Genomic DNA, 23,232 nt, shown 5'->3' with positions numbered 1-23,232 from the left:
ATACTGATAACACTTATCTAAAAAATAGATATGCTGTCAAAACAACAGAGGTTGCCTCTATGCATTACACCCTGCGCCAGTTGGAGGTTTTTGTAGCCGTCGCCCAGCATGAAAGTGTTTCTCAGGCGGCGCGTGCCCTCGCTATGTCCCAATCTGCTACCAGTACGTCGCTAGCGGAGCTTGAGCGTCAATTTGACTGCCAGCTTCTCGACCGCATGGGAAAACGACTGAAGCTTAATGCGCTGGGCTTCCAACTGTTGCCAAAAGCGGTGGCCCTGCTGGACAGAGCCGAAGAGGTAGAGGAGCTGTTGCGTGGTCAGCAGGGCGTAGGTGCGTTGGATGTGGGCGCAACGCTCACCATTGGCAACTATCTAGCCACTCTGTTAATCAGCGATTTTATGCAGCGCTATCCCGGCAGTCGGGTGCGGTTGGCGGTGCGTAACACGCGCCACATTATTGAGAGCGTGCGCCAGCACTCGCTTGATTTAGGGCTGATTGAAGGGCAGTGCGACGACGATATGATTATTAGCCAGCCATGGGTAGAGGATGAGCTGTGCGTCTTCTGCTCGCCGCGCCACCCGTTGGCAGGCCGTGAGCATCTGGAACTGGATCAGCTGCTGCGAGAAGACTGGATTATGCGCGAGGAGGGCTCTGGCACCCGCATGACTCTTGAGCACGCTGCCAGGCATCGGCGTAGTCGGTTTAATACCCTGTTGGAGCTTGAACATACCGAAGGTATTAAGAGGGCAGTAGAATCAGGCCTAGGGATTGGTTGTGTGTCCAGGCTAGCGCTACGCGATGCTTTCCGGCGTGGCAGCTTAGTGCCTCTGCCCACACCGGAATTAGACTTAAAACGTCAGTTCACTTTCATCTGGCACCGCCACAAGTACCTTACCACGGGGATACGAGAGTTCTTGCGACTTTGCCGAGAGATGACCGCAGGTGCCAAGCGCAGCGACGATATTCCACTGCCGCCGATTCCTTAGTCACTCAATACGATGGCAAAGCGCTGGTTGAGCTGATGGTTAGAGGAGCCGAGGGGTGTTGAGACAGCTTAAAGCTGCTGATGGTGCCCTTAAGGTGATCAGCTTGCTCTTTCAGTTGTTCAGCGGCAGTGGTTGACTCTTCCACCATGGCAGCGTTCTCCTGGGTCATACGGTCAAGCTCAGACACGGCGATATTGATCTGTTTGATGCCATCGCTCTGCTCACTCGTGGCGGAGTTGATTTCCTCTAACACATCGGTGACGCGAGTGATATGAGCAACGATATCCTGCATGGTTGCGCCCGCGTTTTGCACTAATACAGTGCCGTTATTCACTCTGCTTTGTGAGTCTTCAATGAGCTTTTGAATATCGTTGGCGGCTTCACTACTGCGTCCTGCTAATTTGCGTACTTCATCAGCAACGACCGCAAAACCACGGCCATGCTCCCCTGCCCGGGCGGCTTCTACGGAGGCGTTAAGGGCCAGTAAGTTGGTTTGGAAGGCAATACTGTTCATTAGCGTGACGATTTCGCCAATTTTATGGGAGGCCTGGGAAATATCTTCCATCGTGGTAACCACATTGGCGACCACTTGCCCGCCTTCCTTAGCTACGTTCGTGGCCGTTTGAGATAGCTTATTGGCTTCTTGGGCCGATGCGGCAGTGTGCTCCACGGTGCTGGTGATCTGTTCTATTGAAGCCGAGGTCTGCTGCAGGCTAGAAGCCGCATTATCGGTACGGCGGGATAGATCCTGGCCGCCCAAGGCAATTTCATTCGCGGCATGGTGCACCGAGTCACTGCTGGTGCGTACATCGACCAATACCGCTTCCATTTTGCCCACAAAGCGGTTGAAAGCACCGCAGATCTGAGCCACTTCATCACTGCCCTGTTCGGGAAGTCGGCGGGTTAGATCGCCTTCGCCGCTGGCAATGTCATCCAGAGCATCACGCGCCCGCTCCAGGCCAGCGAAAGCACGCTTGAGCCACAAGCTCAACAGCAGAGCCGTGACAGCAATGATGACGATTAGCGTCAACAATGAAGACTTGAGAATGGCACGTAACCCGGCAGTGGCTTCATGCTCGTCGAGTGCCACGCCGAGTTCCCAGTCGGTTCCTGCGATGGGAGTCACCGAGAGTCGCTTATCCAGGCCATCGACGTTGATAGGCTCCCACGTGTCTGGCGCAGCACTTAGTTGTTCGATGGACGCAGGGGATAGGGTATCGCTAATTCGACTCAGCGGTTTGAGCTTCAGCGCCGCGTCGGGGTGAGCAATGACTGTTTCGCCGCCGCTACTTAGAAAGGCAAAACTCGAGGGCGTTGGCCGAATAGCGTTGACCTGACTGACTAGGTTGTCGATGACGACATCGCCGCCGATTACCCCATACAAACGGCCATTACGCTTGACTGGCGTAGCAAAGCTAACCACAAGCTGATTGCTATTAGCGTCCACGTAAGGCAGCGAGACGATCGTACGATCCTGCTTTGTTGCTGCTTGGTACCATTCGCGCTGGCGTGGATCAAAATCACTGCCTGGTACCCAGCCATCGGACGAAAGGTGGCGTCCATCGGATTGGCCGAAAAATGCCGTTAGGAAACCGCCTGACTCTGCTAACTGGACAAGTGGCGCAAGCGGATCATTATCGATCACGGGTGTGCGAGCTGCTTCTAGTATGGCGACTCGGGCATCAACCCACTCCTCAATGGCCAGGGCGTTACCCTGTGCAATAGAGGCCAGCTGCTGAGTTACCTGCTGGTCATTATGTGTTTGCAGGGTTAGGTAGCTGACTGAGGCATTAATAGTCAGTGCTAGCGTAATTACCATTAACGTGATGATAAGAATACGCAAGCGTAGGGACGACAGCATGAATATAGTCTCGCTAGTTAGGAAAGCTAAGGCCTAAAACAGGCCACTTTTTAGGTACTATCTTTTACGTACTATCTGTTACGCACCATCTGTTGCGTACTATCTGCAGCCCTACTATCGGCACCAATGCCTACGACTTTAGGCGTATGCTTAAGATTGTGTTGTTATAAGCTCGCAACGGGGAAGACATGCTCTGGAGTAAACTGAGCTAAGGCAGGATGGATAACGAGGTGAGCCTCGCAATGAGACCGGGCAGGATAATGACCGCCGAAGTTCAGCAGAGCGATAAACCTGCGCTACTGCCGATCTCCTGGCGGTCTGGTTGAATCGCCGTTTAGTACTGTGACTGTGCCAGCATTGGCGCAGGCAGTGTGTGCTGGCTCTGTGTATGGCGGCTGTCATGTGCTTCAAGGGTGAAGCCACCCACCAGTGCATCGAGCCGATCCGCCTGATCTTTTAGCTGTTCGGCGGCGGTGGTGGACTCCTCCACTAGGGCTGCGTTTTGCTGAGTCATCTGGTCTAGATCGGTGACGGCAATGCTTACCTGACTAATACCATCGTTTTGCTCGCGCGCGGCCGTGCTGATATCGCCGAGCATTTGAGTAACGCGCGTCACGCTTTGAGCCAGTTCATGCATAGCCGCTTCGGCATCACGCACCATTTGGGTGCCGCTTTCTACCTTGCCTGCCGAGGCATCGATACGTTGGCGAATATCTTTGGCGGCGTCGCTGCTGCGCGAGGCGAGTTTGCGTACCTCATCAGCCACGACGGCAAAACCACGACCATGCTCCCCTGCACGTGCAGCCTCTACGGATGCGTTTAGCGCCAACAGGTTAGTTTGAAAAGCGATGCCATCAATAACACTGACAATGCTCTGAATTTCATCAGAGTTGGTGCGAATATCCGTCATCGTAGCGACCACCTGCTCAAACGCACTGTCAGTACGAGATGCTAGCTCCGAGGCGGTTTGGGAAAGCCCGCTGGCTTCCTGAGAGGCATGGGTGGTGTGGCCAACGGTACTGCTGATCTCTTCCATGGCTGAAGAGGTCTGCTGCAGGCTGGCGGCGGCCTGCTCGGTGCGCCGAGATAGGTCTTGCCCTCCTTGGGTAATCTCATTGGCCGCATGGTTTACGGCTTCGCTGCTGCGCCGTACATCCAGCAAAATGGTTTGGATTTTCTCTGCGAAGGCATTGAACTGTTCTGCTACCGCTGCGCTCTCGTCGCGGCCATGAACTGGCAAGCGTTGGGTAAGGTCTCCATGTCCGGTTGCGATCTCTTCCATCCGGTTGGCCAGGCGTTTAAGAGGGCGTGCGATTCGTCCACCAATCCACCACAGTGCGCCGACACCGATAGCTGCCAGTAATAAGCCCACCAGCGTCATGCCCAGCGTGTTTTGCTGACGCTGCTCGCTGAGCACGTCTTGCAAGGCGTTCAGTTCGGCCAGTACCACTGACTCGGGAAGCTGCAGTACCAGCACCCAGGGCTGATCGGTATTGCCAAGGGCAATAGGCTGATAACGCTGGAACATACCGTCGGCCATGCTGCTGTGTAGGCTGCCCTGCGTTGTGGCCTGCTCAATACCTGCCAATAGCGTGTCACTTAGCGAATCGCTAGCGGGTAAGCCCAAGGCTTCTTTGCCAGCGGTATCTGCTACCAAGCCGCCACGTCCTGCCACCAGTGTCATCCGGCCAGCGCCATTATAAAGCGCCTGGTTGGCGTCGTTTAACAGGGTTTGGATAAAGTTAAGCGCCAAATCAATCCCTGCCACACCACGAAATTCGCCATCTACCAAGATCGGCGCGTTGAACGAGGTGACTAGCTGGGTTTCACCGCCGAAGTCGTAAGCTGCGGGGTCGATAATACAAGGAGCTAAGGTTTCCTTCGGACACAGGTAGTACTCACCTTCGCGCACGCCGCTTGCCAGGAGTGCTTGGCTCTCGATGTCCTCACCTAGCGGTAGTATCGCCAGCTCACCATCATCAGTGCGGTACCACCAAGGCATAAAGCGGCCGCTGCCGTCATGGCCGTAACGCTCTTCACCCGCGTAGCGAGCGTCATCTCCAAAAGCGTTGGGCTCCCAGCCAATATAGGCATCCAATAGGTCAGGGTTGTCGGCGACGGTTTGGCGTACAAGGTTTGATAGCTGCCGGCGGCTTAAGTAGAGCGCGCGTTGGCCCTCTGCATCTTCCATGCCCATCAACGCATTGGTTGTGGCTAGCTGGCTGGCCAGCGTCATCGCTTTGCCCAGCTCGCGCTGAATGCGCTGGCCTTCCGCTTCGGCAATAGCATTTAGGCGGGCATCCAACGCGCTTTCCATAAGCTCACTGGTGTGGTCATCCACGGTTTGTTGGGTGTGAGAGGCGGCTACCAGGTTATACACCACTAGGGCGGCCACAATGGCTAACAGGCAAGGGCCTGCTAATGCCACGACAAAAGAGCGTAACGAGCGAAAATGCATAGTGTAATCCCTAGGCGATGTGGAGACGTTGGCTGTTAGGTGCTTGGTAGGGCACTTGCAAAGCAGGCGAAGCAGTATGGGACAGTTTAAAACTGCTGATAGTCCCCGCGAGATGCTCCGCTTGTTCTTTCAGCTGTTCGGCGGCGGTGGTGGACTCTTCAACCATGGCAGCGTTTTCTTGGGTCATACGGTCCAGCTCGGCAACGGCAATATTGACTTGATTAATGCCGTCGCTCTGCTCGCTAGTGGCTGCGTTAATTTCCTTCAATACATCGGTAACACGGGTGATATGGGCAACAATATCCTGCATCGTTGCCCCCGCATTTTGTACCAGAGAGGTGCCATTGTTGACTTTGCTTTGTGAGTCTTCGATAAGCTTTTGAATATCGTTGGCAGCTTCGCTGCTGCGGCCCGCCAGTTTGCGGACCTCGTCGGCCACTACCGCAAAGCCACGGCCATGCTCGCCTGCGCGGGCCGCTTCTACTGAGGCGTTGAGTGCCAGCAGATTGGTCTGGAAGGCAATGCTGTTCATCAGCGTGACAATCTCACCAATTTTATTAGAGGCTTGAGAAATGTCTTCCATTGTTGTGACGACATTGGCCACCACTTGGCCGCCTTCCTTCGCAACGTCTGATGCTACATGGGAGAGCTGGTTGGCTTGTTGGGCGGATGCGGCAGTGTGTTGAACGGTGCTAGTGATTTCCTCGATTGACGCAGATGTTTGCTGCAGGCTTGCGGCAGCGTTATCGGTACGGCGTGATAAATCCTGACCACCCATGGCAATTTCGTTGGCCGCGTGATGAACCGCTTCACTGCTCGTGCGAACATCAACCAATACGGCTTCCATTTTGCCGACAAAACGGTTGAACGCGCTGGCAATTTGGGTCACTTCATCGTTGCCTTCTTCTGGCAAACGTAGGGTTAAGTCGCCATCTCCCGAGGCAATGTTATCCATCGCGTTGCGCACGCCAAGCAGTCTACGCAGCATCAATGAAAGCAGGATTCCAAATATAACGGCGGTGATGGCCGCGACAATCAGCAAAGTGATAATCGAGGTAGTCGCAATGGCACGCAGGCCAGCGGTGGCTTCGTGCTCATCAAGCGCTACGACTAACTGCCAACCACTGCTGCCGCCCACTGTGCTGCCCATCAGCAGCTTGCCACTGTTTTGCAGTTCAAGCGCCTGAGGCTCTTCGGCCTGGATAATCTTAGCTAAGCTGTCGTTGGTTAGATCGCGGCTCAACACTGAGGACGGCTCAAGCGTTAACGCGGCGTCGGGATGCGCGACGAGCGTGCCATCTTGTGTTGCCAAGAAACCAAAGCTTGAAGGTGTCGGGGCGATACTGTCCACGATATCAATGACATCCTCAATGGTGATGTCTGCGCCAATGACCGCAGCAAGCTGCCCGTTACGGTAGAAGGGGCGTGCAAAGGTAACGATTAATCCCCCTGTTTGGGCATCGACATAAGGCGTTGTGATAATGGTGTCTTTGGCGTTGGCAGCGTCTTGATACCAGGGGCGTTGGCGAGGGTCATAATCACTAGGTGGCTGCCAGTTATCAGAAAAAATAGCATCGGACGTAGAGGGATAAGCTAGATAGGCAGTCATGAAGCTCCCAGAATCCGCCAACTGACGCAATGCGGCAAGCGGGTCGCTGCTGCTAACCGCATCGTCCATGCTGGCCAGCATGGTATAGCGAGCGTTAAACCACTCATTAATCGCCTGGGTGTTACCGTTAACGACGGCACTGAGATTGCGACTTACTTGTTGATTATTATGATGCTTGACGGTGGTGTAGCTGGCTATGCCATTAATGATGAGGGCTACAATAATGGCCGTGAGGGCGGCTAGTAAGATGCGGGCTCGTAGGGAGGAAAACATGGTCGCTCTCTAAATCGTCAGGGGTCTGACGACTATCGGCAAGAACGACCACTTCTTTAGTAGAAAAGCGTGCTTAATAGCGCAACATGAGTGACGTAGAGAGCATTAGCGTAGGTCGCTAACGGCGTTTTGAATATCGGCCAGGGAGGCTTTACTCAAATCTTTTGAAAGCGTGTGAATAACCAACTTGTGGGTGGTGTTATCAAGCTTCTCTCGCAGTAGCCCAAGAAATTTCGGCGGCGCGACCATAATAAGCTTTTCCATGCTGTTATCGACGCGTGCGTCATATAAGCGCTTGGCAACTTCTTTGGCAAACAGCTCATTTTCATGCTGCGAGGCGGCACCCTCCTCTCCTGACGAGCGCGATGAGGTTGACGTAGATTCATGAACATCGGCACCGCGGCGGTCGGTGATTAAATCACCTTCGTGCAGCCTGCCTGCTGCGTGTACAAGGCTCTCATGCTCAGTGAGATTCAACGCATCACGGGTGAAAATACGTGCGCGGGCGGCGTCAGCTACCACGATATAGGTGGTCATCGTCGTACGTCCTCCTTGTCGTTAGTTACTCTCTAACCATGGCAAGCATTTGCCGTTTGGTCAAACACTTGCGTAGCGTTAGAGCATCTCTGGGAGCGTTAAAGTACGGTGTTAAATTTAAAGCACTGTGTGGTGTTTAAAGTACCCTGCTGCGTAACAGACTCGTAATGGCTTCGCCAATCAGTACTAAGATGATAATCGCGATCAAAATAGTAGCGACTGTCGGCCAAGCAAAGGTGTCGATAGCGCCTTGCAGAATCACGCCTATGCCACCTGCGCCAACGAGCCCCAGCACCGTGGATTCCCGGATGTTGATATCCCAGCGCAGAATCACAATGGCAAAAAAGGCTGGCATCACCTGGGGCACAATGGCGTAGGCGACCACTTTTGCTTTTGAAGCGCCGGTGGCTTCCATCGCCTCTACCGGCCGGCGGTCAATTTCTTCAATGGCTTCACCCATTAATTTGCCAATAAAACCGACTGAGCGAAACACAATCGCCAGAATCCCTGCTAATACGCCGGGGCCAAAAATAGCCACGAATAACAGCGCCCATATAATCGTATTAACCGAGCGGCTGGAGACCAGAATAAAGCGCCCCAGCCATAGGCAGGCACGATTGGGGGTGGTGTTCTGGGCGGCGATATAGGCGACCGGCAAGGCGAGAAAAATAGTCAGAAATGTGGCTAATGTCGCGATATGCACGGTTTCCAGTAGCGCGTTCAGAATGTTGCTTAACCCGGCAGTGCTGGGTGGCCACATGCGCCCAGCCAAATTAGACATTTGATTGGGCGCATCCCAAACCCAGGGCCAGAAAATATCAATATCGCGAACCGCCCAGAACACCAGCATCAGTGTGCCTAGCAGTACAGCGTAGCGGATTAAGCGTTCTTTACGGTCGTAGCGATGCCAAACACGGTCGGCAAGTTGCTGAGCGTGATCTACCATATTTTTTTCCTCACCCAGCCGCTGATGCCTTCACTCAGTAAAATAACCGCAATAATGACCAGTAGAATCGCAAAGGCGAAGTCGTAATCATAGCGGCCAAAGGCATTCATTAATGTGCCACCAATACCGCCTGCACCGACGATGCCGACTACCGCAGAGGCGCGTAGGTTGCTATCAAGCTGGTACATCGATAGGCCGACCTGGCGGGGCAATATTTGTGGAAAGACGGCGTAATAAAGCGTGGCAATGTAGCCTGCTCCTGCCGCGCGCATGGCTTCTACCTGCCCCCAGTCAATCTCTTCGATCTCTTCTGCTAGCAGCTTTCCAACAAAACCGATGGAGTAGAGCGTCAGCGTTAAAATACCTGCCAGCGGTCCAAAGCCAACGGCCGCCACGAATAAAATAGCCACGATAACGGGGTGAAAGCTGCGCGAGATAATAATGACCGCGCGGCCAATCACGTAAATGGGCATCGGGGCAATGTTACGAGCGGCCATCACCGCAAAAGGAATCGATAAAAAAACGCCTAGCAATGTGGCGAGAATGGCAATTTGGAAGCTCTCTTTAAAGCCTGTCAGGAGTAGCTCGTAACGTTCCAGACTGGGGGGAAAGCCGCCGCTAAAGATACGCGCTGCCCGTGGTAAGCCTTCTGAAATGCGCGCCCAGTTAAACGGCAAAGAGCCGAAAGCCCACACCAGATAAATCGCAGCGACAATGAAAATGCCGTAGCGGATGATGGGGTTGGCAATGAATGGCGGTTTTTTCCAGGTGCGTGGGGGAGACGGGGCGTCAGACGGCGTCATGTCGTGGCTCCTCAGCATGGTCACCGGGCTGCTCAGTAGTAGCGTCATCAGGCGCTTCAATACCACCATAAATGGCATCAAGAGCGTCTTTGTTGAAGTCTGCAGGCACTCCATCAAAAATCATTTTGCCGTGGCGTAAGCCGACAATGCGCTCAGTGTAGGTTTTTGCCTGCGCAACGTTATGAATATTGATCAACACCGGTAGCGAAAGCTCACTGGCAAGGCTCTGCAGCAGTATCATTATTTGCTCGGACGTGCGCGGGTCGAGTGATGCCGTTGGTTCGTCGGCCAGCAACAGGTCGGGCTCTTGCATCAATGCCCGCACCACCCCGACACGCTGGCGCTCACCGCCAGAAAGCTCATCGGCACGTTTATTGGCGTAATGAGCAATCCCAACGCGCTCCATAAGGGTAAATGCGCGCTCTATATCGGCTTGAGGGTAGCGACGCGAGATTGCTTGATAGAGATTAACGTAGCCAAGCCGCCCGGCCAGTACGTTCTCCATAACGGTGAGGCGATCAAGTAAGTTAAACCCCTGGAAAACCATGCCAATTTTGCGCCGGGCACGGCGTAACTCAGCGCCTTTCACATTCACCAGTTCGGTGCCGTTGAGTTTGATAGAGCCCGATGTAGGTTCTACTAAGCGATTGATGCAGCGAAGCATGGTGCTTTTACCGGCACCGGATGCGCCGACAATCGAAACAACGCTGTTGCCCTCTACTTTAAGGTCGAGTCCTTTCAGCACTGCCTCGTTGTGGCCATAACGCTTGACCAGATTGGTAATTTCCAGCATGTAATTGTTTCCATCGAAAGGCGAATAATCGCGCCGCCGGAGGCGGCGCAATCGCTATTACTCTAGGTTTTCTCGTGTATAGCTCACGTCATTAGCTGCCTGGATGGTACGAATCACTTGCCAGTTATCTTGGTAATTAATCGGAATAAACTTTTCGACGCCTTCAAACTCTTCGCCAAGCTCGGTGCCGACGAAATCGAAGGTAAAGAAGGCTTCCTCGATTTTTTCTACAAGATCCGGGTGTAGGTTATGGGCGTAGTTATAGGAGGTCGTGGGGAATCGATCAGATTCGTAGATCAGACGTACATCCTCCTCATCGTAAAGGCCGCGTGCTGCCATACGTTCGACCACTTCAGAAGCCACCGGCGCGGCATCGTAGTCTCGTGCGACGACGCCCAGCATCGATTGGTCATGGCTGCCCGAGTAAACGATTTCGTAATCCTCTTCGGGGGTGATGCCAAGCTCTGGCAGTAAGGCACGCGGCGCTAGATTGCCGGAGTTGGATGTAGGTGAGGTGTGGGCAACACGCTTGCCCTTGAGGTCTTCCAGGCTTTCAATGTCTGAATCTGCGTGGGTAAAGAGCTGCAGGGTGTAGCCGAACTGACCATCATCAGACCCCATCAGTGCGAAGGGCACCGCGCCTGCCAAGTTAACGGCAAAAGGCGTCGGGCCGGTCGAGAAGCCAGCAATGTGTAAGCGCCCGCTGCGCATGGCTTCGACTTGTGCGGCGTTAGATTGAACAGCAAAGAAACGCACATCGCGTTCGGTGACCTCGGATAGATGATCAATAAAGGGCTGCCAGATATCCGAATAAATGGCCGGGTCTTCTACCGGGGTATAAGCAAAAATAAGCGTGTCTGGGTTCGCCCATTCAGACTCGTCACTTGGCCGATCAGCCACCATGTCGCCGTTTTCATCGCAGTACATTGGGTCCAGGTCGCCACGCTCGCACTCTGCTAAAGCATGGGTAGAGAGGAGTGCGAAGGGGAGCAGTGATGCAGCCGCTAGCATGGCAAGCGGGCGCTTGCAGAAACGTGATGTTTCCATAGTTAGCCTCTTATGTGCGTTATTTTTGTGTTGTGCTATCCACTATCGAATTCAGCGCTTCTTTTACTGCGCGTACGTTTCGCAAGTGGACATTTGTAGCGCTAGATGTTTATTTTTCGAAAACGATCTCTTTCAATCTAGGGTTTATTACGAAGATATGTCAAACACTTTCACAGCCGCCTTCTACCATTGGCGAAATCGCTATCTGTTGATGCGCCATGGCCATAGCCAAGCGAACGAACAAGGCCTCATTATTAGTTCGCCTGGGCGTGGTCTTTGCGACTTCGGCTTGTCGCCTCTGGGCGAAGAGCAGCTCTCAACAGTCGTTGCACAATGGTGTTGGCCGACGCCCACCAAGGTGCTGCACTCAGACTTTTTGCGGACAACACAAACCGCTGATCGAGTCGCTGCAGCGTTTGGCTTAACGCTGGAAAAAGAGGAGCGCCTTCGTGAGCGTTACTTCGGTGAACTCGATGGCCAATCGGATAAGCATTACCCTGACGTCTGGGCGTTAGATGCCCAAGATGCTGACCATCAACAGCGTCAGGTGGAGGCGGTTAGTCACGTCGCCAAGCGGATGTGTGCAGTGATTGAGGAGCTAGAGCGCCGCTGTGAAGGCGAGACGGTACTGGTGGTGAGCCATGGCGATCCACTACAGATACTGCTCACAGCTCTCGCCAATAAACCACTCATGCAACATCGCGAGCAACCTGCCCTGCAGCCTGCCAGTATCACTCCGCTGGGCAGTTAGTCAGTTTCTGGTGCGGTTGGCAGTGGTTATGGGAGAGCGGGCAATGAATCGGCATCGTTGCAGATAACAATGGGCCTTCGCTGAGGCCCATTGCTTTATTAACTACTTTACCAATTGCGTTACTTAGTGCCCCAGAATCTGGCTTAAGAATAGCTGGGTACGTTCTGACTGCGGGTTATTGAAGAACGGCTCAGGCGCGTTTTCTTCGATGATTTGCCCTTGGTCCATAAAAATCACCCGGTCGGCGACGGTTTTGGCAAAGCCCATTTCGTGGGTCACACACAGCATGGTCATGCCTTCATTGGCAAGCTCGACCATGACGTCTAGCACTTCCTTGATCATTTCTGGGTCAAGGGCCGACGTTGGTTCGTCGAAGAGCATGACGTCAGGGTGCATGCACAGTGAGCGGGCAATGGCGACCCGCTGCTGCTGGCCGCCGGAAAGCTGACCCGGGTACTTAAGCGCCTGTTCGGCAATACGCACCCGTTCCAAGTACTGCATGGCCATTTCTTCCGCCTCGCGGCGTGGCTTTTTTTGCACCCACATGGGCGCGATACAGCAGTTTTCCAGCACGGTTAAGTGAGGAAAGAGGTTGAAGTGCTGGAATACCATGCCCACGCTACGGCGAATTTGCTCGATACGCTTAACGTCTTGGGTAAGCGGTACGCCGCCTACCACGATATCGCCTTGCTGATGCTCTTCCAGGTGGTTAATACAGCGAATCAAGGTTGATTTGCCCGAGCCTGAAGGCCCGCAAATAACGATACGCTCGCCGCGTTTTACTTCCAGGTCGATATCGCGCAGCACGTGGAAATCACCGTACCATTTATTAACGCCGCGCATTTCAACCATCAGATCCGAAGTCGGGGTGCCAGAGATGTCGGTAGCTGCTTGAGTCATGTCTTTATCCTGCTAAAAAATCGTTAATAAAAGCGGCGTTAGCGCTTATGACCGGTGTGTAGCTTGCGCTCTAAATACTGGCTATAGCGCGACATGCTGAAACAGAAGACCCAGAACATGAAGGCGGCAAAGACATAGCCTTCCAGCGAGAAGCCCAGCCAGCGTGAGTCGGCTAGTGCCGCTTGCACGATCCCCAATAGGTCAAATAGCCCGATGATCATGACCAGGGTGGTGTCTTTAAACAGCGAAATGAAGGTATTGACGATGCCAGGAATCATCATTTTCAGCGCCTGGGGAAGCACTATCAGCCCCATGCGCTTCCAGTAGGTCATACCGAGCGCAGCAGCAGCTTCTTCCTGGCCCTTTGGAATGGCTTGCAGGCCACCACGAATAACCTCGGCCATGTAGGCGCTTTGGAATAGCGTTAGGCCGATCAGTGCCCGCACTAAACGGTCTACATTCATCTCAGAAGGTAGAAAAAGCGGCAGCATTACCGAGGCCATGAATAGCACCGTAATCAGCGGTACCCCACGCCAGAACTCGATAAAGACGACGCAGAAGCTTTTCACGATGGGCATGTTGGAGCGTCGCCCCAACGCCAGCACAATACCGATAGGCAGTGCGCCCACCATACCGACGGTCGCCAGCAGCAGGGTTAGCAGCAAGCCACCCCAGCGATGTGTAGGCACGCGAGGCATGTCAAAGTAGCCGCCGTGCAGCAGCACATAGGCAACGATGGGGAAGCCGATAAGAGCGAATATCGCCACCCAACGTTTGAGGGGCAGGCGTGGAATGGCGAGCCAGGCTATCAGCGTAAAGAAACCAGCAAAGACGATGTTGGCTCGCCAGATTTCCTCACGGGGATACAGACCGTAGATAAATTGGGTTAAGCGTGCATTAATGAAGACCCAGCAAGCCCCTTCCCGAGAACAGTCATCTCGTGTGGTACCGATCCAATCGGCATTCAAAAACGCCCACTGAACGGTGGGAACGACAAGCAAATAGAGTATGTAAAGCCCGATAAGAGTAAGGAGGGTATTGATCGGACCATTGAACAGATTGGCACGCAGCCAAGCAACTGCCCCAACAGAGCTACTGGGAGCTGGCCGCCCTTTAATGATTATTTGATTATGGATCATGGAAATATCCTCACCGTCGGCCTAGCGTTCAACCAGTGCCACTCGGGCGTTGAACCAGTTCATAAACATGGACACCAGCAGGCTGATGGTTAGGTAGACCGCCATGGTCATCGCAATAACCTCAATGGCTTGGCCGGTCTGGTTCAGCGTGGTACCTGCAAATACCGAGACAAGGTCGGGATAACCGATGGCGGTTGCCAGCGACGAGTTCTTAATCAAGTTCAAGTACTGGCTGGTTAGCGGTGGAATAATGACGCGCAGTGCCTGAGGAATAACCACCAGACGAAGTACCAAGTTGCGTGGCAGGCTTAGCGCCTGGGCGGCTTCTGTTTGCCCGTGCGAAATTGCCTGAATACCAGAGCGGACAATTTCGGCAATAAAGGAGGCGGTATAAATCGAAAGTGCCAGCCAAAGTGCGAGGAACTCAGGGATCACCGTAATACCGCCACGGAAATTAAAGCCGCGTAGTTCCGGCATTTCCCAGGTAACCGGCACGCCAGTAGCAACGAGCACTAATAGCGGTAAGCCAAAAATCAGCACAAATGATATCCAGTAAGCCGGCAGGCGTTTACCGGTGGCTTCGTGGCGACGCTTGTTCCATATCACCAGGGCAATACTGGCAACAATGGCGATAAGGAAGGTAAGCGGGATCAAGCCAAAGCCAGACTCAAACAGCGGTTGGGGTAAATACAGTCCGCGTACGTTGAGAAAGATGACTTCACCAAATGCCAGGCTATCTCTGGCGCTTGGCATCGTGCGTAATACCGCAAAGTACCAGAAGAATATTTGCAGTAGCAGCGGGATATTGCGGAAAGTTTCGATATAGGCAGTGGCTAAGCGCGCTAGCAGCCAGTTAGGCGACAGGCGGGCGATGCCCACAATAAAGCCAATGATGGTCGCGGCCAATACCCCTAGGCCACCCACCAGCAACGTATTCAGTAAGCCGACCAAGAAGGTGCGGCCATAAGTGCTTTGAGATGAGTAGTCGATCAGACTCTGCACAATCCCAAAACCTGCGGTGTTGCCCAAGAAACCAAACCCAGTGGTGATACCACGTGCGGATAAGTTGTCTTGGACATTACCGACAATGTAGAACAAAAAGGCTGCCACAGCGGCGACGAGGAGTAGCTGGAAAATAAGCGCACGTTTGGCGCGATCTCGCCAAAACGGCGGCTTGTGGCCAGCGGGACGAGTGTTAGGACTTACGGACATGGAAGGCGTCTCCGCGATACGGACGGTCAATCAAATGGCCCGCCGATGCCCTTGGAAGCATGGAGCGGCGGGCCGGGGTCAAACGAGACGCTTAGCGAATCGGCGGTGCGTACTGGAAGCCACCTTGGTTCCAGAGGGCGTTAACACCACGTTCAATTTCAAGTGGAGAGCCCATGCCGACGTTGCGCTCAAAGCTTTCGCCGTAGTTACCGACTTGGCTGAGGATGTTGTAGGCCCAATCGGCTTCTAAGCCCATGCCTTCACCATAGTTGCCATCTTGGCCAAGTAGGCGGGCAACATCAGGATTCTCAGAGTTGAGCATCTCTTCGGCATTTTCACTGGTGACGCCATACTCTTCGCCGTTAATCATGGCGAATAGCGACCACTTCACGATGTTAAACCATACATCGTCGCCTTGACGTACAACAGGGCCCAGAGGCTCTTTGGAAATAATGTCGGGTAGAATGACCGCGCTGTCCGGGTCATCTAGCTGAATACGCAGTGCCGCCAGCTGAGAGGTATCCGAGGTCAATACATCACAGCGCCCAGACTGGAAGCCGCCCACGGTTTGTTCAGAGGTATCAAATACAATGGGGTCGAACTGCATATCGTTGGCGCGGAAGTAGTCGGCTACGTTGAGTTCGGTCGTGGTGCCAGACTGAATACAAATAGCGGCACCATCCAATTCGCTGGCACCACTAAGCCCCAGATCGCGGTTAACTAGGAAGCCGATACCGTCGTAAAAGGTCACGCCAGTGAAGTTAAGGCCCAGGGTAGTGTCACGAGTGGTGGTCCAAGTGGTATTACGTGATAGTACATCGACTTCGCCAGACTGAAGGGCTGTAAAGCGCTCTACGGCGTTCAGGGAAATATAGTTCACCGCATCAGCATCACCGAGAACGGCGGCGGCAACGGCACGACATACATCAACGTCGAGTCCTTGCCAGTTACCTTCATCGTCCGGGGCAGAAAAACCTGGCAGGCCATCGCTGACGCCGCACTGAACAGCGCCGCGTTCCTTCGTGTCTGCTAACGTATCAGCCTGAGCAGTGGCGACACCGGCCAGCGTGATAGCACCCGCGGAGGCCAGCAGTACCAAGTGTTTCTTATTCATCATGGTCTTTCCCCTTACTCGATTTAATGTCGTTATGCATGCAGATGCATGACACTAAAAGCTAGCAAGGAAGGTGCCAGAAAGGATATGTCGTCAAATTCAGCGCTTTTCAACGCAAAATCCCTGCTGTATACGAAAGTATTGGTGCAAAAAGAAACATTAGCGACTAGTGATTGCTCTATTTTAATGCGTAGTCGCTAATGTGACTGCTAGCTTAAAAAAAGGTAGCTCAGCGTTATGAATTAACGAGCTTAAAGGATGGACAAGATTAACGAATAGGCGGTGCGTATTGAATGCCACCATCTTTCCACAAGGCGTTTAAGCCTCTGGCAATCTTGAAGTCGGAGTCGGCACCAACGTTTCTATCAAAGATATCGGCATAGTTACCCACCTGCTTGATGATTTGGTACGCCCAGTCAGAATTGATACCCATTGGCTCGCCGAAGTCACCATCTTGGCCAAGCAAGCGCATGACATCAGGGTTTTCCGAATTAAGCTGTTCATCTACGTTAGCTTGTGTAATGCCCAGCTCTTCCGCATTTAGCATGGCAAACAGCGACCACTTCACAAGATTGAACCATTGGTCATCATTTTGACGAACGGCTGGGCCCAGCGGCTCTTTCGAGATAATTTCAGGGAGCACGACCGCCATGTCGGGATCAGCAAGCTGCATCCGCTGGGCATACAGCTGGGAAGCGTCAGAGCTTAAAACATCGCAGCGGCCCGCTTCAAAGCCGGCAATCGACTGCTCGGGCGCATCAAAAACGACAGCATCATAAGTCATACCGTTGATGCGGAAGTAATCAGAAAGATTGAGTTCGCTGGTGGTGCCAGACTGGGTGCAAACTGCTGCGCCATCAAGCTCTTTGGCGCTTTGCACGCCTAGATCGCTGGCCACCATAAAGGCTTGGCCATCGTAGTAACTCACGCCGGTAAAATTCATCCCCATTGTTGTGTCACGGCTTGAGGTCCAAGTTGTGGTGCGTGATAGCACATCGACTTCGCCAGACTGCAGCGCGGTAAAACGCTCTACTGAGTCGAGCGGCACGAAATCTACTTTTGTCGCGTCGCCAAGCGCCGCGGCGGCAATAGCACGGCACACATCAGTATCCAGGCCTCGGTATTGGTCGTCGTCATCTAATGACGAAAAGCCTGGCTGGGCAGCGTTAACGCCACAGCGCACGCTGTCGCGCTCCTGAACGGTTTCCAGCGTGCTGGCCATAGCCATCGCCGGTACTAAAACACCAATTCCTACTCCCAACCAACGAACGGTTTTCATTTGTTATTCCTTAACGTGAAAGGGCTAGTAAACGTAAGCATATAAAAAGCCGAGCAATGCTCGGCTTTTTGGCTATGCGCAGACGCACTGTTATGCGAAGGCTTTACGCATAAAAGGCGGCAGCGATAGTGCACCACGGTGAGCATCACTAGTGTAGTACTGTAGCGGCATTTGATGCTCAGCGGCAGCCTGTTCGCGGAAGCTTTCAACGCTGGTCGCTTTACCGGCCAACGTGACACTCCACCAGCCTGAAGGGTAAACCGGCTGGGGGAAGGGCAGTGTGGCCACGCTATCAAAGCCCGCCTCACGCATGTCGTTACGCAGTTCACGAATGATAGAGCCGCTGTGGTAAAGCGGTGATTCGCTCTGCTGCACCATCACGCCGCCGCTTTTAAGAATGCGGTGGCAGCGCTTCAAAAAGTCGGTTTTGAACAGGCCTTCTGCAGGGCCGACCGGGTCGGTAGAGTCGATGATCAGCACGTCGATGCTCTCGTCGGCTGCGTCGTCTACCCACTTCACACCATCCGCAAACAGCAGCTCGGCACGTGGGTCACCGTTAGCTTCTACCAGCGCGGGGAAGAAGCGCTCGGCGGCCTTTGTCACTTCCTCATCGATGTCAATTTGCGTGACTTTCTCAACGCCCGGATGACGCAGCACTTCCTTCAGCGTGCCGCAGTCGCCACCGCCAATAATCACTACCCGCTTGGGATCTTGATGAGTGAACAACGCCGGGTGGGCAATCATTTCGTGGTAGAGGAAGTTGTCGCGATCGGTCAGCATCACGCAGCCATCCAGCACCATCAGGTTGCCGTAGGTCTCGGTGGCGTACACTTCCAAGTGCTGGTAGGGGCTTTGCACATCCAGCAGCTTCTCAGTGACTTTCAGCGAGAAAGCGCTGCCGTGGCTATCAAATACTTCGGTAAACCACTGGTCGTCGCGTAAATCGCTCATTACTTTGCTCCTGGGCACGGGGCGTCTGTTTGGGTAGGAATGCTTTGATGATACTGCGGGCTTAAATCGTGCAGCGCCTCCATAAAGGCGGTGACGTGATCCGGATTAGTGAACTGGCTGATGCCATGGCCCAAGTTAAAGACGTGGCCAGGACCGTGCCCATAGCTTTCCAACACCCGTGCGACTTCCGCGCGGATGGCAGAAGGACGTGCGAACAACACATTGGGATCGAGGTTGCCTTGCAGCGCTACTTTATGGCCTACCCGTGCGCGGGCGTCGGAAAGTTCGGTGGACCAATCGATACCTAGCGCATCGGCTCCGGCACAGGCGATGTGCTCCAGCCATTGGCCGCCGTTCTTGGTAAACAGAATAACCGGCACATGGCGACCATCGTGCTCACGAATCAGGCCAGAGACAATTTGCTCCATGTAGCGCAGTGAAAATTCCAGGTAGGCGGGGGTTGAAAGTGCACCGCCCCAGGTATCAAAAATCTGTACTGCCTGAGCGCCGGCGCGAATCTGCGCGTTTAGGTAGTCGGTTACCGACTGCGCCAGGGTATCCAGCAATTGGTGCATGGTGTCTGGCGTATCGTAAAGCATGGTTTTCAGGTGGCGGAAATCTTTGCTAGAACCGCCTTCCACCATGTAGGTGGCTAGCGTCCAGGGGCTGCCCGAAAAGCCGATCAACGGCATGCGGCCGTTCAGCTCACGACGAATGGTCGATACGGCGCGCATCACATAATCGAGGTCGCGCTCGGCGTTGGGCACCGTTAACGCTGCAACCTCTTCTGGAGTGCGCACAGTTTTTCTGAATTTCGGGCCTTCACCGGTTTCGAAATAAAGCCCTAGCCCCATCGCATCTGGGATGGTGAGGATGTCGGAGAACAGAATGGCGGCATCTAGTGGGTAACGCTCAAGGGGCTGTAGCGTTACTTCACAAGCTAGGTCATGGTTGCGACACAGATCCATAAAACTGCCCGCATCGGCGCGACTGGCGCGATATTCTGGCAGGTATCGGCCTGCTTGGCGCATCATCCACACCGGAGTGCGGTCGACGGGCTGGCGAGCCAGCGCACGAAGAAAACGGTCGTTTTGCAAAGGTGTGGTGGTCATAAACACTTGCTCTTGAGAAGTTTGCCCGCATTGTAAGGGAGTCATTGTACTTGAAGATAACGGTACTTGAAGATAACTGTGTCTGAAGGCGGCAATTGTACTGAAAAACGTACTTAAAAACGCCTCTCCCTGTTGAGACCGTGAGGCTACCGCTGCTTCCTGGTAGAATGTTTTCTTATTTTTCCAACACCGGTGTGGTTAGCTGGTTTGGTTAATCGACGAGGTAACCTGTGACCATTCGCTTCATTGCCGCTTCCCGGCTGCCCACCCCTTGGGCCACATTCACCATGCACGGCTTCGAAGACGAAGCCACGGGTAAAGACCATATCGCCTTAACGCTAGGTGATGTGAGCGGCGGCGAGCCAGTACTGGGGCGCGTGCATTCTGAATGTTTAACCGGCGATGCGCTGTTTTCCATGCGCTGCGACTGCGGCTATCAGCTACAAGAAGCGCTCAAGCGAATTGCCGAAGAAGGTCGTGGCGTGCTGTTCTACCTGCGCCAGGAGGGGCGAGGTATTGGGCTGCTGAATAAAATCCGCGCTTATCATCTGCAAGACCAAGGTGCAGATACGGTTGAAGCCAATGAGCAACTTGGTTTTGGTGCGGACATGCGTCGCTACGACCTGTGTGTGCCGATGCTTAACCACTTGGGTATCACGGCATTAAAACTGATGACCAACAACCCTCGTAAGGTGGATGCCTTAACCCGGGATGGCGTGAACGTGGTTGAGCGCCTGCCAATTACCACCGGCCTGAATCCCCATAATGAGCACTATCTCTCAACCAAAGCGGGCAAACTTGGCCATATGATGGCGCTGGACGATTTTACCCAAGCCAGCGACGTCGATATCGAACGTAAAGGGTGACTAAGCCCTTTTGTCACCCTATTGAACCGCTCTTCTGTCTGAATGCTTCTAACGCCCGCTCTCCTGAGTATTTGTTGAGCAGATACTCGGCTGAGTTTGGTTAAGGCTGCGTAATAGTCGAGATGTAATTAGCTTATAACTGCCTGAGTGACTATTTTGCATAGTGGGGTAGGGGAAACGATCTTCTCTACGCTGACTATCCTACGTTACGTGACAGAGGTTTGTTATGGCTGAAACAATTATTAAAATTGACCTTAAACAATCACCTTACGAGAACGAACAGATCCATAATCGCTGGCATCCCGATATACCCATGGCCTGCATGGTAAAGCCTGGTGACGACTTTATCGTTGAGTGTCATGACTGGACTGGCGGGCAAATTCATAACAATGACAGCGCCGACGATGTACGCGATGTTGACTTAACCCAGGTTCACTTTTTATCAGGTCCCGTAGGCGTTGAAGGTGCTGAGCCTGGCGATTTGTTGGTAGTCGATATTCTTGATATTGGTACCTTTGAGGAGAGTCAGTGGGGGTTCAATGGCTTTTTTTCTAAACAGAATGGCGGTGGTTTTTTAACCGAGCATTTCCCAGAGGCACAAAAGTCGATCTGGGACTTTAATGGCATGTTCACTAAATCCCGACATATTCCTGGTGTCGAGTTTGCTGGTTTAATCCATCCGGGCTTGATTGGTTGCTTACCGTCAAAAGAGATGTTGGCTGAATGGAATAAGCGGGAAAAAGCACTTTACGATACTGAGCCTGACCGTATCCCCCAGTTAGCCGCGCTTCCCTACGCCGATACGGCGCATATGGGTAAATTGTCAGGCACTGCAAAGCAACAAGCTGCCGCTGAAGGCGCGCGAACAGTACCGCCCCGTGAGCATGGTGGTAATTGTGATATCAAAGACTTATCGCGTGGGTCGACAATTTATTTTCCTGTGTACGTTAAAGATGGTGGTTTGTCGGTAGGCGACCTGCACTTTAGCCAAGGTGATGGAGAAATCACCTTTTGCGGTGCTATTGAGATGGCGGGCTGGATCCACTTGCGGGTTAACCTGATCAAAGGTGGAATGGAGAAGTACGCCATCAAGAACCCTATTTTCAAGCCAAGCCCTGTCACGCCGAAATACGATGATTACCTAATCTTTGAAGGGGTATCGGTCGACGAACAAGGTAAACAGCACTACCTGGATGTGCACGTGGCTTATCGTCAGGCCGTTCTCAATGCGATTGAGTACCTCAAAAAATTTGGTTACACCGGTGCCCAAGCCTACTCGCTGCTAGGCTGCGCCCCCGTACAAGGGCATATCAGTGGCGTTGTCGATATTCCCAATGCTTGCGCAACACTTTGGCTGCCAACGGATATTTTTGATATTGATGTGAAGCCGAATGCCAATGGGCCTGGAGCGCAAGTCGCCCAGGGGGCTGATCTGCCGCTCTCCAAGGATAAGTAGAGCGCCTAGCTATAGCTGCATTGAGAAAGGCAGCGACACGTCAGTATCGCTGCCTGTTACAAGGGATGCTAACAATAAGGAGAAAGCGGTATGCCTCTCTATGACTATAAATGTGCTACCCATGGCTTATTCCACGAACTGGTTCCACTGAGCGAGGTAGGTGATGCTTGCGCTTGCCCAACTTGTGGAACGTTGTCACCACGAGTACTGCTGGTCGCCCCTCAGTTATTAACAATGGACCCAGCACGGCGTAGTGCCTTTGCGCGGAATGAAAAAGCCGCACACGAGCCCAGGCATGGCAACCAGCAGAGTGAGCGCGAAAAAGGCTGTTGCCATCAAGCGCATCATAAGCCCCAAGTATTTTATACGGCGGAAGGTAATAAAATGTTCCCTTCCGCACGTCCTTGGATGATAAGTCATTAAGCGTTAGGTCACTTTGCCTGCGCTATCCACGCCAGCGGTGTAGACAGCGAGTGCCTGGGTAGCGTCATTTGTGGCTAAAAATACTAAGCCGCTGCCGCTTGCTCTTTTTCCATGGCACGGGCTAGCGCCGGGCGCTCAGCGTGACGTGCACGGTAGACCGCTAGGGGTTCAGGCAGCCGGTGTTTCATGCTGGCTGCCCACGTTAGCGTATGAGTAAGGAAGAGATCTGCCAGGGTAAATGTCTCGCCGACTAACGTCTCCTGGCCCTGGTAACGGCGTTCTAGTGCTAGCAGTGCCCGCTGAAATTCCCAGGCGGCGGTGGGCAAGACTGAAGGCACGCGCTTATCTTGGGGGAGGGCAAATTTATGCTTGGCCTGAAGCCACAGCGGTTGCTCGATTTCGGTGACGATAAAGCTTAGCCACTGGTCGACCTGCGCTCGCTCAGCGACGCTTTCTGGCAGAAGGCTGCCATCACCGTATTGCTCGGCTAGATAACGGCAGATAGGTGCCGATTCAAACAGCGTTAGCTCGCCATCTTCAATCACTGGCACCTTGCCGTCTGGATGGCGGGCTAGGTGCTCAGCAGTCTGTCCTTCGCCTCTATCCAATGCGACATGTTGGCAGCGGTACTCCAGGCCAAGTTCTTCAAGTGTCCAGGTAACCCGCAGCGAGCGAGAGTTCGGAAAACTATAGTTCGTTATCATTAGGCGGCTCCT

At 53.5% G+C, this 23,232-nt stretch carries 21 protein-coding genes; 5 read left to right on the top strand and 16 right to left on the bottom strand.

Features of this window, described 5'->3' with window-relative positions; genetic code table 11:
- Positions 1 to 59 precede the first annotated feature (59 nt).
- Complete coding sequence (locus tag IR195_RS19405; protein ID WP_125752879.1) at positions 60 to 986, top strand: LysR family transcriptional regulator; 927 nt, start codon at positions 60 to 62, stop codon at positions 984 to 986.
- Between the two features lie 4 nt (positions 987 to 990).
- Here IR195_RS19405 and IR195_RS19400 read toward each other — a convergent pair whose 3' ends face one another.
- The 8 genes from IR195_RS19400 to phnD form a co-directional block, all read right to left on the bottom strand.
- A complete protein-coding gene (locus IR195_RS19400) occupies positions 991 to 2,847 on the bottom strand; it encodes a methyl-accepting chemotaxis protein (protein ID WP_206048380.1) in 1,857 nt (618 codons plus the stop codon).
- Positions 2,848 to 3,181: 334 nt separating this feature from the next.
- Positions 3,182 to 5,305 (bottom strand): methyl-accepting chemotaxis protein, encoded by a 2,124-nt coding sequence (locus IR195_RS19395; RefSeq protein WP_206048379.1) that lies wholly within the window; start codon positions 5,303 to 5,305, stop codon positions 3,182 to 3,184.
- Positions 5,306 to 5,315: 10 nt separating this feature from the next.
- Positions 5,316 to 7,187, bottom strand: coding sequence for a methyl-accepting chemotaxis protein (locus IR195_RS19390; protein ID WP_206048378.1), 1,872 nt, complete (start codon positions 7,185 to 7,187; stop codon positions 5,316 to 5,318).
- Positions 7,188 to 7,292: 105 nt separating this feature from the next.
- Positions 7,293 to 7,724, bottom strand: a complete 432-nt coding sequence (locus IR195_RS19385) for a host attachment protein (protein ID WP_038479465.1) — start codon at positions 7,722 to 7,724, stop codon at positions 7,293 to 7,295.
- A gap of 136 nt (positions 7,725 to 7,860) precedes the next feature.
- Complete coding sequence (phnE, locus tag IR195_RS19380) at positions 7,861 to 8,670, bottom strand: phosphonate ABC transporter, permease protein PhnE (RefSeq protein ID WP_125752865.1); 810 nt, start codon at positions 8,668 to 8,670, stop codon at positions 7,861 to 7,863.
- Positions 8,664 to 9,473 (bottom strand): phosphonate ABC transporter, permease protein PhnE, encoded by an 810-nt coding sequence (gene phnE / locus IR195_RS19375; RefSeq protein WP_146942331.1) that lies wholly within the window; start codon positions 9,471 to 9,473, stop codon positions 8,664 to 8,666. Before phnE (IR195_RS19375) ends, phnE (IR195_RS19380) begins: the two co-directional genes overlap by 7 nt.
- Positions 9,460 to 10,266: a phosphonate ABC transporter ATP-binding protein gene (gene phnC / locus IR195_RS19370; RefSeq protein WP_206048377.1), complete on the bottom strand. Its 807-nt coding sequence runs from the start codon at positions 10,264 to 10,266 to the stop codon at positions 9,460 to 9,462. Before phnC ends, phnE (IR195_RS19375) begins: the two co-directional genes overlap by 14 nt.
- Positions 10,267 to 10,323: 57 nt before the next feature.
- Positions 10,324 to 11,313, bottom strand: a complete 990-nt coding sequence (gene phnD, locus IR195_RS19365) for a phosphate/phosphite/phosphonate ABC transporter substrate-binding protein (RefSeq protein WP_206048376.1) — start codon at positions 11,311 to 11,313, stop codon at positions 10,324 to 10,326.
- A gap of 157 nt (positions 11,314 to 11,470) precedes the next feature.
- Between phnD and IR195_RS19360 the strand changes: the two genes are divergently transcribed.
- On the top strand, positions 11,471 to 12,064 hold the full coding sequence (locus tag IR195_RS19360) for a histidine phosphatase family protein (protein ID WP_206048375.1): 594 nt from the start codon (positions 11,471 to 11,473) through the stop codon (positions 12,062 to 12,064).
- Between the two features lie 123 nt (positions 12,065 to 12,187).
- Here the strand turns inward: IR195_RS19360 and IR195_RS19355 are convergent, their stop codons facing one another.
- From IR195_RS19355 to hemE, 7 genes are all read right to left on the bottom strand, one after another.
- The gene (locus tag IR195_RS19355; RefSeq protein ID WP_009723183.1) at positions 12,188 to 12,916 is read right to left on the bottom strand and encodes an amino acid ABC transporter ATP-binding protein; all 729 of its coding nucleotides are present in this window, start codon (positions 12,914 to 12,916) and stop codon (positions 12,188 to 12,190) included.
- A gap of 86 nt (positions 12,917 to 13,002) precedes the next feature.
- Positions 13,003 to 14,103 carry an amino acid ABC transporter permease gene (locus IR195_RS19350; protein WP_206048374.1) on the bottom strand — a complete coding sequence of 367 codons (1,101 nt, stop codon included), beginning with the start codon at positions 14,101 to 14,103 and terminating at the stop codon, positions 13,003 to 13,005.
- 21 nt (positions 14,104 to 14,124) lie between these two features.
- A complete protein-coding gene (locus IR195_RS19345; RefSeq protein ID WP_125752846.1) occupies positions 14,125 to 15,315 on the bottom strand; it encodes an amino acid ABC transporter permease in 1,191 nt (396 codons plus the stop codon).
- Positions 15,316 to 15,406: 91 nt separating this feature from the next.
- Positions 15,407 to 16,432 carry an amino acid ABC transporter substrate-binding protein gene (locus IR195_RS19340; RefSeq protein ID WP_125752843.1) on the bottom strand — a complete coding sequence of 342 codons (1,026 nt, stop codon included), beginning with the start codon at positions 16,430 to 16,432 and terminating at the stop codon, positions 15,407 to 15,409.
- Positions 16,433 to 16,697: 265 nt separating this feature from the next.
- Positions 16,698 to 17,708 carry an amino acid ABC transporter substrate-binding protein gene (locus IR195_RS19335; protein WP_125752840.1) on the bottom strand — a complete coding sequence of 337 codons (1,011 nt, stop codon included), beginning with the start codon at positions 17,706 to 17,708 and terminating at the stop codon, positions 16,698 to 16,700.
- Positions 17,709 to 17,798: 90 nt separating this feature from the next.
- On the bottom strand, positions 17,799 to 18,659 hold the full coding sequence (gene speE, locus IR195_RS19330) for a polyamine aminopropyltransferase (protein WP_125752837.1): 861 nt from the start codon (positions 18,657 to 18,659) through the stop codon (positions 17,799 to 17,801).
- Entirely contained in the window at positions 18,659 to 19,771 is a 1,113-nt protein-coding gene (gene hemE / locus IR195_RS19325; protein ID WP_125752834.1) for a uroporphyrinogen decarboxylase, read from the bottom strand. Before hemE ends, speE begins: the two co-directional genes overlap by 1 nt.
- Before the next feature lie 230 nt (positions 19,772 to 20,001).
- Here hemE and ribA point away from each other — a divergent pair, with 230 nt between their 5' ends.
- The 3 genes from ribA to IR195_RS19310 all read left to right on the top strand — a co-directional run bounded on the left by ribA (position 20,002) and on the right by IR195_RS19310 (position 22,516).
- The gene (ribA, locus tag IR195_RS19320; RefSeq protein WP_030071109.1) at positions 20,002 to 20,637 is read left to right on the top strand and encodes a GTP cyclohydrolase II; all 636 of its coding nucleotides are present in this window, start codon (positions 20,002 to 20,004) and stop codon (positions 20,635 to 20,637) included.
- Positions 20,638 to 20,863: 226 nt separating this feature from the next.
- Positions 20,864 to 22,093 carry a formamidase gene (gene fmdA, locus IR195_RS19315; protein ID WP_206048373.1) on the top strand — a complete coding sequence of 410 codons (1,230 nt, stop codon included), beginning with the start codon at positions 20,864 to 20,866 and terminating at the stop codon, positions 22,091 to 22,093.
- Between the two features lie 90 nt (positions 22,094 to 22,183).
- Positions 22,184 to 22,516 (top strand): FmdB family zinc ribbon protein, encoded by a 333-nt coding sequence (locus IR195_RS19310; protein WP_206048372.1) that lies wholly within the window; start codon positions 22,184 to 22,186, stop codon positions 22,514 to 22,516.
- Between the two features lie 83 nt (positions 22,517 to 22,599).
- On the opposite strand, the gene IR195_RS19305 is transcribed toward IR195_RS19310, so the two are convergent.
- Positions 22,600 to 23,220, bottom strand: coding sequence for a glutathione S-transferase family protein (locus IR195_RS19305; RefSeq protein ID WP_146942341.1), 621 nt, complete (start codon positions 23,218 to 23,220; stop codon positions 22,600 to 22,602).
- Positions 23,221 to 23,232 lie beyond the last annotated feature (12 nt).

Origin of the sequence: Vreelandella venusta (assembly GCF_015689495.1) — a bacterium.
Lineage (GTDB): Bacteria > Pseudomonadota > Gammaproteobacteria > Pseudomonadales > Halomonadaceae > Vreelandella > Vreelandella venusta.
Note: the sequence above shows the minus strand (reverse complement) of the source record. Positions and strands in the feature narration are given on the sequence as shown.

Bases quoted from the DNA above. Each gene is read 5' to 3' on its own strand.
- hemE (WP_125752834.1), bottom strand. From the start codon at position 19,771: ATGACCACCACACCTTTGCAAAACGACCGTTTTCTTCGTGCGCTGGCT.
- phnE (WP_146942331.1), bottom strand. From the start codon at position 9,473: ATGACGCCGTCTGACGCCCCGTCTCCCCCACGCACCTGGAAAAAACCG.
- IR195_RS19385 (WP_038479465.1), bottom strand. From the start codon at position 7,724: ATGACCACCTATATCGTGGTAGCTGACGCCGCCCGCGCACGTATTTTC.
- IR195_RS19345 (WP_125752846.1), bottom strand. From the start codon at position 15,315: ATGTCCGTAAGTCCTAACACTCGTCCCGCTGGCCACAAGCCGCCGTTT.
- IR195_RS19405 (WP_125752879.1), top strand. From the start codon at position 60: ATGCATTACACCCTGCGCCAGTTGGAGGTTTTTGTAGCCGTCGCCCAG.
- IR195_RS19350 (WP_206048374.1), bottom strand. From the start codon at position 14,103: ATGATCCATAATCAAATAATCATTAAAGGGCGGCCAGCTCCCAGTAGC.
- IR195_RS19360 (WP_206048375.1), top strand. From the start codon at position 11,471: ATGTCAAACACTTTCACAGCCGCCTTCTACCATTGGCGAAATCGCTAT.
- speE (WP_125752837.1), bottom strand. From the start codon at position 18,659: ATGAGCGATTTACGCGACGACCAGTGGTTTACCGAAGTATTTGATAGC.
- IR195_RS19395 (WP_206048379.1), bottom strand. From the start codon at position 5,305: ATGCATTTTCGCTCGTTACGCTCTTTTGTCGTGGCATTAGCAGGCCCT.
- IR195_RS19310 (WP_206048372.1), top strand. From the start codon at position 22,184: ATGCCTCTCTATGACTATAAATGTGCTACCCATGGCTTATTCCACGAA.
- phnC (WP_206048377.1), bottom strand. From the start codon at position 10,266: ATGCTGGAAATTACCAATCTGGTCAAGCGTTATGGCCACAACGAGGCA.
- phnD (WP_206048376.1), bottom strand. From the start codon at position 11,313: ATGGAAACATCACGTTTCTGCAAGCGCCCGCTTGCCATGCTAGCGGCT.
- IR195_RS19305 (WP_146942341.1), bottom strand. From the start codon at position 23,220: ATGATAACGAACTATAGTTTTCCGAACTCTCGCTCGCTGCGGGTTACC.
- phnE (WP_125752865.1), bottom strand. From the start codon at position 8,670: ATGGTAGATCACGCTCAGCAACTTGCCGACCGTGTTTGGCATCGCTAC.
- IR195_RS19390 (WP_206048378.1), bottom strand. From the start codon at position 7,187: ATGTTTTCCTCCCTACGAGCCCGCATCTTACTAGCCGCCCTCACGGCC.
- IR195_RS19355 (WP_009723183.1), bottom strand. From the start codon at position 12,916: ATGGTTGAAATGCGCGGCGTTAATAAATGGTACGGTGATTTCCACGTG.
- IR195_RS19400 (WP_206048380.1), bottom strand. From the start codon at position 2,847: ATGCTGTCGTCCCTACGCTTGCGTATTCTTATCATCACGTTAATGGTA.
- fmdA (WP_206048373.1), top strand. From the start codon at position 20,864: ATGGCTGAAACAATTATTAAAATTGACCTTAAACAATCACCTTACGAG.
- IR195_RS19340 (WP_125752843.1), bottom strand. From the start codon at position 16,432: ATGATGAATAAGAAACACTTGGTACTGCTGGCCTCCGCGGGTGCTATC.
- IR195_RS19335 (WP_125752840.1), bottom strand. From the start codon at position 17,708: ATGAAAACCGTTCGTTGGTTGGGAGTAGGAATTGGTGTTTTAGTACCG.